The following is a 12,661-nucleotide window of genomic DNA, read 5'->3' as shown; positions in this document are numbered from 1 at the left end:
AGTTAACCATATTAACTATTATAATCATCTCATCTTCTAAGTCAAGAATTAATACCATCTTTTAAAAGGATATGCTCTGCCAAAGAAACATTCATTTCCACTGCCTTAAGACATTCTTCTTCTTTCAGATCAAAACGTGATGAATGAAGATCCTCTCCACTGCTTAAGCCGCAAAGATATAAGCAACATGGACACTTTTTACGATAAAATGAAAAATCTTCACTTAAATAAAGGGGTTCCATCGTCACATAATCCTTTTTAGCAATTTGCGAAACGAGCCGAACCAGTCCTTCATCATTGACGACCCTTTCATAACCATCTGAAAAGCAGATCTTCGATAATGTATGATATTTTTCATCCATTTCCTTTAATTTATCGATCATCTGACAACGAAGCTCATCAAAGCTCTCATCTTCAAAACTGCGTAAGGTACCTTCCAATATACCATTGGCAGCAACTGCATTACAGACTTCACCACAGTTCATTTTCCCAAAATGAATCAGTGATGGGCTTGATTTTATTTTCAGCTCAGTGATCCAATCTAAAAATAAGCACAAAGTCCGCATGACATCAATTCCTTTTTCAGGATGAGCCGCATGAGCGCTTTTGCCTTGTACAATGATCTTGATCTCACAGCTTCTTGCCATCAAGACACCGCTGCGGCATCCGATCTTATCATTTAAATGCGGATAGACATGTGCCGCTATCAGATATTGAACCTTATATTTTTCAAAAATACCTTTTTGGATCATATGCTTGGCACCACCACCGCTCTCCTCTGCCGGCTGAAAGATAAAAAGCAGAGAATATTCAAAAGGATGCTGAATAAAATAATGCAAGGTACAGATCATGATCGCCATATGTGCATCATGACCGCAGGCATGCATCGCCTTGTTTTCAGATGCATAAGAAAATAGGTTTTCTTCCTTTACAGGCAATCCGTCTAATTCACAACGAAAAGCAATACATGCCGTATTTTTCCCCGGCAAATAAAAAACACCGCTGAAGCCATCATACGCATCAGCCGCTATGGGAATGCTATTTACAACATAAGCCATCGTATTAAAGGTATCAAAGCCTGTTTCGGGCATTTGATGCAAATCTCGTCGGATCCTTACAAGCATATCATAAAGAGCCTTTATTTCATTTCTTATTTTCATGCTTTATTCTATGCAAAAAAAATCATGTTCATGAAAAAAAGGATTTCAAGTGAAATCCCTATTTTAAATGACTCTTATAAAAAGATCTATTTTCAAGTGCAAACTGTCGTGAAGTAAATTCTCCTTCATTCACACCTTCATAAGCTTTCGTGATCACATTCATTCTGGCATCGATATTATCGATATAATGAAGGATCTCAGCTTCCGGTATCATTGGCAAGACAGGTGAGCCATATTCATATTCACCATGATGTGAAAGGATCATATGACGTACAAGCATAATTTCTTCACCTTCCAGACCATTTTCATGTGCAATTTCAGCTACGATGGCCTGCATGATGGAAATATGACCCAAAAGTCTTCCTTCAACTGTATATTCCGTAATGACCGGTCCGCTCAATTCCACACATTTGCCAATATCATGCAAGATCACTCCCGTTATCAGCAATTCTTTATTTAACGAAGGATAGCATTCACAGATGGCAAGCGACAGGCGGATCATTCCCCAGACATGGGTAGCCAGTCCTCCTACAAAATCATGATGGATCTTGGCCGCCGCAGGATAATTATAGAAATCAAGCTCATAATGCTCCATGACCTTGAGAATCAACGTCTTTAATGTCTGATTTTCAAAAGAATCAATGATTCCTGTAATCTTCTTTTTTAATTCACTTCGAGGAATATCCCCCTCTTTGATGAAATCATTTAAATCGATCTGTGAGCGATCAATGACCTTGACAGCATTGATCTTCATCTGAAGCTGCTTATTGTAATTTAAAACTTCACCGTCAACTTCCAAAACCATTCCTGGTTTAAGCATTTTTATTTCTTCACTTGATGGGGACCAGTATTTCGCATCCATGCTGCCCGTCTTGTCCTGAAGCACACAGGAAAGATAGGTGGCTCCTTTGCTGGTCACTCCTTTGGTAAGTGAGCTTAACAAAAATGTAAAACGTCCGCGTGATCCATCCTTCAACTCATTAATTTTCATCATTAAAAATCTCCATTTCTTCTATTGCGACAAGTACATCCTCAGAGCTGAAGCCCTTACGGATCAACTGATTGAGCACCATACGTTTGAGATCCTCTCCGCTATATTTTCGTGAATATGTCCGAATTGCTTTTTGGATCGTCTTATATAAAGAATCTTTATCATTCAGAAACTCATCCGTAAATTCATAATGATTGACGACATCTTTCGCAACATCAAAAGAATATCCATGATTGATCAGACGAGAGATCAGCATCTGTTTTTTCATCTTGACGCTGCCTTCCTTCATCGTCTTTTCATTTTTTGAGATATAGCGGATCGCCTTCGCTCTTTCTGAAGCATCACTGTAAGAATCCACCGCTTCTTTTACCATTTCATAAGGAAGTCCTTTTTTTACCAATGTACGAATGATCTTCTCTTTTCCCTCTAAAGAATCGCTCATCTTCTCCAAGTGATTCATCAGATAGGCTTGATCATTGATATATCCTTTTTCTTCCAGCTTATCAATGATATCATTCATCGCTTTCGCATCCAGAGTATTCTCTTTTAAAAGGATATCATACATTTCCTTCCGGGTACGATCTTTGGCAGCAAGCTTTTTGATGCATAAAATCCATGCTTTTAAGATAACTTCTCTGCGCTGAAGCTCCTGCAGGGTCAGTTCATGGACAATGCCGTCTTTTTTCAATTCAAAGGCAAAATAATCTTCGAGTGAAACCATACACTTGATTTCTTCATCCTGTGAATCCTTCAAGGTCAATGTCACATATTCGCTGTTACTTTTGACTTTTTTGATCGTCAAGGTCTTAAAATAAGAAGCATACGCCTGTTCATAGCAGGCAATCACTCTCTCATAAAATACTTCTGTATCATATCCCATGACTTTTTTACGGGCATAGTGCCCCATTTCCTTCCGCTCTTCTTCACTGAGAGCAAAGAAATCAGCCAACCGGTCCGAAAAAGTATCCTCTTCGATAAAATAACCGCTTTTTCCCTCATCGATCAAATCCAGCAGCACCTCATCTTTTCGCGCAAACACAGGAAGCGAACAGCTCATGGCCTCAATATAGGTCATGCCCTGGGTTTCGCTCGTTGAACAGCTGACAAAAGCTGCAGCACATTCATAGAACGCCGGTATCAATTCTCTTTCCTGACGATCTGTAAAGATGACATTTTTTTCGATTCCTTCCGTCTTGGCCAGCTCCTTTAATTCTTCTAAGCTCGGCCCGCCGCCAACGATCATAAGCTTATGATGTTCGTCAGCCAGTGCAAATTTTTTAAAACCGCGAATCACGACATCGATCGACTTTTCACTGGCAACTCGTCCGACATAAATGATGACCTGGTCTTCCTGCCTTATTCCATATTTTTCTTTTAGACCAGCTACCAGTACCGGATCGATATTATCGGCATTGAACTGACTCAGATCGATTCCCGTAGGAATGACATGGATCGGTGCCTTGACGCCATATCGGATCAACGTTTCTTTTGTCTTCTGCGAAGGTGCGATGACCACCTGTGCCGCATCATTCCAAATTTTAGATAAGGTACTTACCAGCGTTTTTGTCGCCTTATCCACGATTTCCAATCCGAAGATATTCAAATAATGCGTATAATCCTCATACATCGTATGATACGTCGAAACGATCGGTATATTCAGATCCTTCGCAACATTACGCCCGAAAATACCCACACCAAATTCCGTATGCACATGTACGATATCCAGATTCATCGCCTTGACCTCTTCTTTAGCCTTGAGCTGTAACGGTGAGGACATATTATAGCCATAGAGCCATTTAAGCTCAATGCCCGGAAGCCGTAAGATATTGCCTTCGCGTTTTAAATGCAGAAGTCCCTTGTGATTGGCAATCACAAAGACATCATGTCCATGCGCTTCCAATGCCTTGCGCAAGGTCTCCACGCTTGTGGCAACTCCGTTGAGATCCGGCAGGTAGGTATCCGAAAACAGACCTATTCTCATGTGATGATCCTCCTTCTTCTAATCTTCTCGATAATAAACATAATACAGCCAATGATCAAAGCCAGATGGAAGGTAACCACCCTCCATAAGATCAGTATCGTAGATACTTGTGTCAGCGGCAGGATCAGCGAATAAAGCTGAAGGAACATCATCTCTGTACCACCGCTGGCTCCGGGAACCGGAAAAAAGGTATTGGCCATGGATATATAGCTGGAAAGTGCCAGTGAATCAATAAAATTCATATCGACATGGATCAGCTTGCCGATCATATACGGAATGGAATAATAGACCGTAAGACGTAAGATATTAACTATGACCAATTTCCATATTAATTTTTTATTACTTCTGTTCTTATTGATATTATTCGTAAAAGCTTCCAAATAGTCATCACACTTCTTGATCGCTTTATTTGCATCACGGATGAGATGAAGCTTATGAAGCAGCGTTACGATACGCAAACAAAAATGCTTGAACTTTACCGGAAAAAAAGCCATTGAAAAAAGCATTGCCAACACGATCCCGTTCATCAGATAACCGATAAAGATCATCACGAAGAGCGCCGGAACCCGACTTGAAAATACAGGAAAGCGGAGCAGGACCAATACCGTTGTATAAAATATCAGTACCACCTGATACATGACGAAGTCCAGCCATAAAATACCTGCCGCATCGCTTGAGTCGATTCCCTGCTTATAAAACACATAAACCTGACCTACCTGTCCGCCGCTGGCACTCGGTGTGATACCGCTGAAAAAACCGCCGACATAGGCATTTGATAAAGACGGCAAAAATTTATAATGCGGATACTTTTCCTTTGCAATTACATAAAGCGAAAGGGCCACAAATATAAAATAGAACAGCGAACAAGCCATGATCCCTATAAAATTCAAAGGTGAAATGCTGCTTAATTCCGCCAAGACAGCATCTTTATCATCCTTGAGCACATACCACAGCGCAAAGCCTGTCAGTCCAACCAGAAGCACGATGCTCAAGGCATATTTTTTAAAATCCTTTTTCATATATTTCCCTCACAAACACTCTCATAGATCTTCTTCAGTTCACGTCCCACTTCCTGAATGCTTCTCTTTTCCGCAGTGATCCTTCCCTGCTCTCTTAGATCTGCACATTCATGATTTAAGATCTTTCTGAGCTGCGTAATAAATTCTTCATTATTTTTTCCCTTATAACAATTTTCTCCATTCACCAGCCATGGATCATATACAGGAATATCGCGCAATAAAACGTTCTGTGAGCTTGCCAATGCTTCCAGTACAACGATACCTTCCGTTTCTTCATAGCTTGGGAAAAAGAAACAGTTGGCGTTGGCATAAGCGCCTTCAATTACCGCACCCTTGACATATCCCGGCAGGATCACATTGTTCGGATGATCCTTTGTGATCACATCCCGTACCTTTTTCGGAATGGAGATCAGCGGGGTATAGCCAAACCAGATAAAATTTATATCCGGCATCCTTCCGGCAACCTCCATAAAATCCAAGATTCCCTTTCTTTCAAAATATAATCCTACAGAAATGATGACCTTATCTTCTTCTTTCAATGAAAAATAGCGTCTGAAAGCCTTGACCTTTTCCGGATCATAATGAAAACGATTCAGATCGATGCCATTGCTTAAGGCATGAATAGGAACGGTGATCCCATATCCCTCAAGCAGCTTTTTAGAATAAGGGGTCGGTGTCAGAATAAGATCTGCTTTAGAGTAATAACTAATCAGCATCTTTTTAAAGACCGGAGCAATCTGATTGCTTAACACAAACGAATTGCGAAAATCTTCTTCTGTGGAATGCGCATGATAGATGACCTTACAGCCCTTGCTACGCGCTTTATTGATCACCGGCAAGGAGCTTACACCGACTGTATTGATATGTAAGATATCATAATCATCATCCGGATCGAGCGTATAGCTGATGCCTGCTGACTCACAAGCCGCCATCTGATGCTTTAAAGCCCGGCCGATCCCGCTTGTTTTGATGATTTCTTTACCTTCAAAATATAGACAAACCTTCATAGAAGCCTCCACATGTTTCAATTCATCTTTACCATTATAACATGTTTTTCCCCTGGATTCTCAATAAAGTGAAAGTCTTACAAAATTGAAAGAAAAGTGCCCTTGCGGACACTTATTTCTGAGAATGAAGAATAGCGGCATGAACAAGGCCTGTAAACAGTGGATGCGGACGATTCGGACGGGATTTAAATTCCGGATGAAACTGGACACCGATATAAAAATCATGATCTTTTACCTCAATTGCTTCGACCAGCTTTCCATCAAGGCTCGTTCCCGCAATGACCAGTCCTGCCTTTTCCATATCTTCGCGATAATCATTATTAAATTCATAGCGGTGACGGTGACGCTCATGAATGACAGGTTCATCGTAAAGCGAGATCAGCTTTGAACCTGCGGTAAGCTGACAAGGATAAGCTCCTAAGCGCATCGTACCTCCCTTAGAGATTTCATCTGACTGATGCTCCATGAAATGAATGACGCAATGCTTGGAAAGCGGATCAAACTCATATGAATTGGCATCCTGATATTGAAGGACATGACGGGCAAACTCGATCGTCATGACCTGCATGCCAAGACAAATGCCTAATAGCGGAACATGATGCGTCCGTGCATAATAAGCTGTTTCAATCATTCCTTCGATTCCGCGAAGGCCAAAGCCTCCCGGTATGATCAGGCCGTCACATTCCTTCAGCTTATCTTCAACATTGAATGGTGTGATCTCTTCACTGTCGATCCATTGGATCAAAACTTTGGCACCAAGGGCATAACCGCCATGATATAACGACTCCATTACTGAAAGATAGGCATCATGCAGCTGGACATATTTGCCGACCAAACCGATTTTGACCTCTCGCTCACAGCTGTTGATTCTCTCTACCAGACTTTTCCATTCGCTCAGATCGATTGGTTTCGGAGGCAGTGACAGCTGAGCGCAGACAACCTCGGAAAAATGCTGTTTTTCTAACATCAAGACTACTTCATAAAGGCTCTTGCATGTTTCGTTTTCAATAACGCATTCCGGTGAAACATTACAGAATAATGAGATCTTCTTACGTATGCTTGATCCTAAATGACCATCACTGCGGGTAACGATGATATTCGGATGAATCCCGTAAGATTGTAATTCCCTGACCGAATGCTGCGTCGGTTTGGATTTGTATTCATTGCTTCCGGAAATATATGGGACCAATGTTACGTGAATGAAACAGCAATTTTCACGTCCTACCTCTATTGACAGCTGCCGTGCAGATTCCAGAAAAGGCTGACTTTCAATGTCGCCAACCGTACCGCCAATTTCAGAAATGACGATATCTGCCTCGCTTTTTTCACCGACCTGATAGATATATTTTTTTATTTCGTTGGTAATATGCGGCACGACCTGTACCGTTTCACCAAGATACTCTCCTTTTCTCTCGGCAGTAAGCACCTTATGATAAACCATTCCCGTCGTCAGATTAGAAAAATGATTCAAATTTTCATCAATAAAGCGTTCATAGTGTCCCAGATCCAGATCTGTTTCTGCACCATCTTCCGTTACGAATACCTCTCCGTGCTGATAAGGGGACATCGTACCGGGATCCACATTGATATAGGGATCTAATTTCTGGCTGATCACCTTATAACCGCGATTTTTTAAAAGTCTTCCGAGTGAAGCTCCGGTAATACCTTTTCCAAGACCGCTCACGACTCCACCTGTAATAAAAATATATTTTCTCATCTTAATCTCCTTTGATATGACGGATAATGATCTTAGCTACCTGTAAACGGCTAAGACGATTATCCATTGCTTTCTTTTCAATTGTATAATGCGCCTTTTCTTCTGAATAATGAAATTTTTCAATCAACAGACATTTGGCCCGATCCACCAGCCGGATCTCATCGATTTTTTTCATCAGATCATCTTTCTGTGCCCGAATCACATCCATTTTCTGACATGTCACATTTAAAAACTGCATAAAGCTATCCCACTCATCCATATCAAAAATGCTGCGGACATATACATTTTCCAATGCCTGCGCCATCTCTTCCACCATTTCACTCTTCACCCACAAAACAACAAGACAATAGGGATCAGTCGCCGCATAACGTGCCAGCATATCACCAAATTCATTGATCAGCGGTGTCATGATCATCACACAGGAATAAGTCTGTGAGCTCAGCCGCCGCCGAACCTCCACACCGCTTGTCAAGACATCGACCGTATCAAAATACATCTGACAGCGTGCTAAAAATGGTGAAGATATATTGCCTGCAAGAAGACAGCTTTTCATCCTATTGGCTGTAAACCTTTAAGATATTTTCATTTAGGAAGGATGAAAGAAAAGATGAATGTTGTGCGATCTTGCGAGCTTTTTCAAGATTCGTGGGTAGTTTTTCACAAGAAGTTTCTTCACACATACCGGCTTCCAACATACAGGCAAGCGCCAGATATGGATTGCACAAGCTGTCGGCAGAATGAACGATCAGCCATTCTTTGTCAATTTCAATCAATCGTTTCGGATCAAGCCGATTCACTCTTTCATAGGATTCTTCCTTGGTATCAAGAATTGCACAGATTTCAGGAAGACGTTTTTGAATACGTTCTTTAAACTGCTTCATCGCTTCATCATGTTCATCAAGAAGGACATCATTTTTTTGTATCGCAATACGGAAATGAAGTCCGCTTCCCGGCTGATCTTTGATCGGCAAAGGATGAAAGCTGGCACTATATCCGCTCAATGATGCCATCGTAGCTACCACGCTTTTATATGTCATGATATTATCACAGGCACACAGAGGTTCATTTTCCGCAAAAACGATTTCATTCTGTCCCCATCCTGCTTCATGATGACTGCTTAATGGCTGGATCGACATCTTTTCTAAGGTCAAACAGATATCACGGCGAATATTTTCTGCCTGATCGAGGGGTGCTATATCAAAATAGGAACCATGATCGATCGGCTCGGTTGTTTCATGACCGTAGGCATCATTTTTAAAAAGATAAAATTCACATTCAACGCCTATTTGAAACTCATATCCCTTTTTCTTTCCCTTTTCAATCGTTTGACTGAGTATTTCCCTTGAATCATATTCCATATGACGACCATTTTCATCAACGATATCACAATACAGACGAATCACACGACCGCTTTGCGGACGCCACGGCAAAAGTGAAAGCGTATTTGCTATCGGTCTTAAAAAAGCCTTTTTATGAAAAAAACCTTGGAATTTTGAGGTGTCAAAAGGAATCCCTTTTGAAAATGCTTTTTCTAATTCACAAGGCATGATCGACATATTCTTCTGTGTTCCTTCAAGGTCACTAAAAGCAAGGCGGATAAATTTCACATCATTTTCTTCCACAAACCGTAAGACTTCTCGTTCCGTTTCTCTCATAAAACCCCCTAAATGAAAAAAGCATTCAACATAAAAAAACATGTGGAACGCCTTTGTTCTACAGATATATCTTAAATTCTCATCTTTCATTTGTCAATTATTTTCTTTATTTTTTAATGTTTTGAAACAGATTTTATTTACAAATAAAATTGCCTAAAATATAAAAAAATGATATCATGTATCAGTAACAGTTAGGAGTGAAATTTATGCCGAGTTATGTTGTCGTAGGTTGTCAATGGGGGGATGAAGGCAAAGGAAAAATCGTAGATGTCTTAGGTGAAAAGGCCGATATGGTCGTACGCTTTCAAGGCGGAAACAATGCCGGTCATACCGTAGTCGTCAACGGTAAAAAAACTGTCCTGCATCTGCTGCCAAGCGGTGCTTTGCATCCAAATGCGAAATGCGTCATTGGTCCGGGAGTCGTCATTGATCCATTTGTCTTTCTGCAGGAGATCGAATCGCTGGAAAGCCAGGGCTTTGACAGCTCACATATCCTGATTTCCGATTGTGCGCATCTGATCATGCCTTACCATATCAAATTAGATATGTTGCAGGAGGAACGCTTAGCCAACAATAAAATTGGAACGACAAAAAGAGGGATCGGCCCTTGTTATGCCGATAAATATACGCGCATTGGCTTAAGAGTCGGCGATTTGCTGGATTTTGAAACTTTTAAAAAACGTCTGGCTTCGACTTTGGCGATCAAGAATGAACAGATCACCAAGCTTTATCATGAGGAACCTTTTGATTATGATCAGCTGGTCGAACAGTTCCGAGAAGTCAGAGAAAAGCTGCAGAAACGTATCATTGATTCCGTTACGCTTGTCAACGATGCTTTAGACAGTAATCAGCATGTGCTTTTTGAAGGAGCACAGGCAGCTATGCTGGATATCAATTACGGAACCTATCCTTATGTCACAAGCTCTTCTCCGACCAGTGCCGGTGTATGTGAAGGAGCCGGTGTATCACCACATAAATTAGATAAGATCATCGGTGTCGTGAAGGCTTATTCCACACGTGTAGGAGAAGGACCTTTTATCACAGAGCTCAATGATGAAAATGGTCAAAAGCTCAGAGAGATCGGAAATGAATACGGAGCTACGACCGGCAGGCCAAGACGCTGCGGCTGGCTGGATCTTTGTGTAGTAAAGCGCGCAGCCATCATCAATGGTCTTACTGATATCGTCATTACCAAAATCGACGTATTAGACAGCTTTGAAAAAATTCCGGTATGCGTTGCCTATGAGATCAACGGCAAACGTACGACCGCTATTCCAAGCTCCCTTGAAGAATATGCTAAGGCAACACCGATTTATGAAATGATGGACGGCTGGTGTGAAGATATCACAGCTATTCGTTCTTATGATGATCTTCCTGAAAATTGCAAGAAGTTTCTTGCGAAAATCGAAGAAGTCACCAAAACAAAGATTTCTCTTGTTTCAGTAGGTCCTGACCGCGAAAACAATATCCTTGTTCATGAAATCTAAAAATACACCTCACGGTGTATTTTTTTTATTCTATTTCTTGAATTGGCGCATCCGGATCATAATTTGGCTGTTCAAAACGTATCGTCCCGTTCCACTTTTCTATTTCGATCGGACTGACGATCGATTCCGGCAGCAAGGCAAAATATTCAGAAATCTTCCAATCCATATTACTCGTTGTGATCAGCTTTTCATTTGAATAAGGCAGTATCCTGTTATTTCTCATCCGATCGAGGTCAAAGGCAAAATTACTCATGATCTCCATATGAGAATTCTTTAAGAAACAGCTATATATCCGATCCAAAAAATCAGCATCAATGATCGACACCTCATAGGTATCATTAGCTCCAAAGCTGACACAAGGCTCATAAGAAGTCGTCAGATCCAGAAACGATTGGCTTACAAAGCTCCATCCTTCATCGCTGTCAAGCATGGAAACCAGCCTTCTGAGCTCTATAGAAGTAAGATTCGTAAAAGAAGAACGTTTATAATTATTCAAAAAATTCATGAGCTTCGTTGTCTTTAATTCATCCCTCTTCTCAAATATTCCCTCAATAATGGTATTAAGATCATCACTGCTTCTATAATAATCAGCAACCTGTCCGGCATTCATCGTGACATCCTCCATCACACAGACATCTTCAACGCATACCTCTTGAGGAATATTTATTCCCTGCATGATATCCACACAATTCAAGATCGATTGAAAGCTTGTCTTAATGAAATAATCGAATTCCACACCGAATATGCTCTCGATCGAATACAATAAATTATCAATACCATTATAAGAAACATTATATAAGGCATCGGGATAAGAATCATAAGCCACATTAGGAATATACAGATTATTCGGTATTTCGATCAACGTGACCTCATGGTCAATCGGATCGATAAAAAGCAACAGACACTTCAATGAATAGGAAACATAATCTGCCGGCAGATCATCCTCACCCAAGGTAAGCAAAATGCTTATCGGCTGGCCCTCCTCCAAAGGCTTTGCGGTATGGGATATCAAAACCTCATGAACATTCTGATTCAAAAGAACAAGCTTATGACTTATCTGCGGATACGCAGCTTTTAAAACCGCCAGGTTATGATCGCTGAGGATCATTCCCTGAATCTCATCTTCCTCCAAAGCATGTATCAGATATTCCATGCTGTAATACTCGATCAGCTGACAGTTTTTTGTCTGAAATGAAGCATTGATATCATCAAAGGCCTGGATATGATTGCGGTCATTCATCACAAAACCGATTTTTTTGCCATCCAGTTCCTCTGCTTCCTTTACATTTTCATCATTGCTTAACAGATTCATCTGATAATACATGACAATGCCATCTGTTTCCTGCTGGCTGACAGAGCGAAGGTTTCCTAAATAAAAACCCCCAACTACCAGCGAAATACTGAAAATGAATAAAACAGAGCGTCGCAGCCATGCCAGCTTCTTTGTTAATAACAGCCAGATGAACATTCCGACCAAAAAAGCAATAAAAAGAAAAATCAGTAAGATGAGCCAGAAAAAAGAAACAATATTCCCTAAATATAACTGGGTCGATATAAAAATGGCGGACACCGTAAAGATGATCAGTAAAATCAGATCGATCGTCGTGCTGATCCTGTCTTTTCTCATGTGTCCACCTCCATTCT

General features: G+C 40.8%; 10 protein-coding genes. 1 reads left to right on the top strand and 9 read right to left on the bottom strand.

Annotation, left to right across the window (positions count from 1 at the left end):
• Window positions 1–41: 41 nt before the first annotated feature.
• From Q0K35_RS10330 to Q0K35_RS10295, 8 genes are all read right to left on the bottom strand, one after another.
• A complete protein-coding gene (locus tag Q0K35_RS10330; RefSeq protein ID WP_294562782.1) occupies window positions 42–1,160 on the bottom strand; it encodes an amidohydrolase in 1,119 nt (372 codons plus the stop codon).
• A 58-nt stretch (window positions 1,161–1,218) separates the two neighbouring features.
• A complete protein-coding gene (locus Q0K35_RS10325) occupies window positions 1,219–2,154 on the bottom strand; it encodes an HD domain-containing protein (protein WP_294562781.1) in 936 nt (311 codons plus the stop codon).
• Window positions 2,141–4,132 carry a RecX family transcriptional regulator gene (locus Q0K35_RS10320; protein WP_294562780.1) on the bottom strand — a complete coding sequence of 664 codons (1,992 nt, stop codon included), beginning with the start codon at window positions 4,130–4,132 and terminating at the stop codon, window positions 2,141–2,143. Before Q0K35_RS10320 ends, Q0K35_RS10325 begins: the two co-directional genes overlap by 14 nt.
• Window positions 4,129–5,151 (bottom strand): lysylphosphatidylglycerol synthase transmembrane domain-containing protein, encoded by a 1,023-nt coding sequence (locus Q0K35_RS10315; protein WP_294562779.1) that lies wholly within the window; start codon window positions 5,149–5,151, stop codon window positions 4,129–4,131. The genes Q0K35_RS10320 and Q0K35_RS10315 overlap by 4 nt, the downstream gene beginning before the upstream one ends.
• Window positions 5,148–6,158, bottom strand: a complete 1,011-nt coding sequence (locus Q0K35_RS10310; protein WP_294562778.1) for a glycosyltransferase family 4 protein — start codon at window positions 6,156–6,158, stop codon at window positions 5,148–5,150. Before Q0K35_RS10310 ends, Q0K35_RS10315 begins: the two co-directional genes overlap by 4 nt.
• 112 nt (window positions 6,159–6,270) lie before the next feature.
• Window positions 6,271–7,875, bottom strand: a complete 1,605-nt coding sequence (locus tag Q0K35_RS10305; RefSeq protein WP_294562777.1) for a CTP synthase — start codon at window positions 7,873–7,875, stop codon at window positions 6,271–6,273.
• A gap of 1 nt (window position 7,876) precedes the next feature.
• Window positions 7,877–8,428: an ANTAR domain-containing protein gene (locus tag Q0K35_RS10300; RefSeq protein ID WP_294562776.1), complete on the bottom strand. Its 552-nt coding sequence runs from the start codon at window positions 8,426–8,428 to the stop codon at window positions 7,877–7,879.
• 1 nt (window position 8,429) lies between these two features.
• Window positions 8,430–9,530: a glutamine synthetase family protein gene (locus tag Q0K35_RS10295; protein WP_294562775.1), complete on the bottom strand. Its 1,101-nt coding sequence runs from the start codon at window positions 9,528–9,530 to the stop codon at window positions 8,430–8,432.
• 206 nt (window positions 9,531–9,736) lie between these two features.
• Here Q0K35_RS10295 and Q0K35_RS10290 point away from each other — a divergent pair, with 206 nt between their 5' ends.
• A complete protein-coding gene (locus tag Q0K35_RS10290; RefSeq protein ID WP_294562774.1) occupies window positions 9,737–11,017 on the top strand; it encodes an adenylosuccinate synthase in 1,281 nt (426 codons plus the stop codon).
• A gap of 25 nt (window positions 11,018–11,042) precedes the next feature.
• Here the strand turns inward: Q0K35_RS10290 and Q0K35_RS10285 are convergent, their stop codons facing one another.
• Window positions 11,043–12,644 (bottom strand): LCP family protein, encoded by a 1,602-nt coding sequence (locus Q0K35_RS10285; protein WP_294562773.1) that lies wholly within the window; start codon window positions 12,642–12,644, stop codon window positions 11,043–11,045.
• Window positions 12,645–12,661: the final 17 nt, after the last annotated feature.

Source organism: uncultured Traorella sp., assembly GCF_944327115.1.
In the GTDB taxonomy this organism is placed as follows: domain Bacteria; phylum Bacillota_I; class Bacilli_A; order Erysipelotrichales; family Erysipelotrichaceae; genus Traorella.
This window is presented reverse-complemented; position numbering and strand designations above follow the sequence as displayed.

Coding starts and splice junctions, on each gene's coding strand:
- Q0K35_RS10330 (WP_294562782.1), bottom strand. CDS start 1,160: ATGAAAATAAGAAATGAAATAAAGGCTCTTTATGATATGCTTGTAAGG.
- Q0K35_RS10325 (WP_294562781.1), bottom strand. CDS start 2,154: ATGATGAAAATTAATGAGTTGAAGGATGGATCACGCGGACGTTTTACA.
- Q0K35_RS10320 (WP_294562780.1), bottom strand. CDS start 4,132: ATGAGAATAGGTCTGTTTTCGGATACCTACCTGCCGGATCTCAACGGA.
- Q0K35_RS10315 (WP_294562779.1), bottom strand. CDS start 5,151: ATGAAAAAGGATTTTAAAAAATATGCCTTGAGCATCGTGCTTCTGGTT.
- Q0K35_RS10310 (WP_294562778.1), bottom strand. CDS start 6,158: ATGAAGGTTTGTCTATATTTTGAAGGTAAAGAAATCATCAAAACAAGC.
- Q0K35_RS10305 (WP_294562777.1), bottom strand. CDS start 7,875: ATGAGAAAATATATTTTTATTACAGGTGGAGTCGTGAGCGGTCTTGGA.
- Q0K35_RS10300 (WP_294562776.1), bottom strand. CDS start 8,428: ATGAAAAGCTGTCTTCTTGCAGGCAATATATCTTCACCATTTTTAGCA.
- Q0K35_RS10295 (WP_294562775.1), bottom strand. CDS start 9,530: ATGAGAGAAACGGAACGAGAAGTCTTACGGTTTGTGGAAGAAAATGAT.
- Q0K35_RS10290 (WP_294562774.1), top strand. CDS start 9,737: ATGCCGAGTTATGTTGTCGTAGGTTGTCAATGGGGGGATGAAGGCAAA.
- Q0K35_RS10285 (WP_294562773.1), bottom strand. CDS start 12,644: ATGAGAAAAGACAGGATCAGCACGACGATCGATCTGATTTTACTGATC.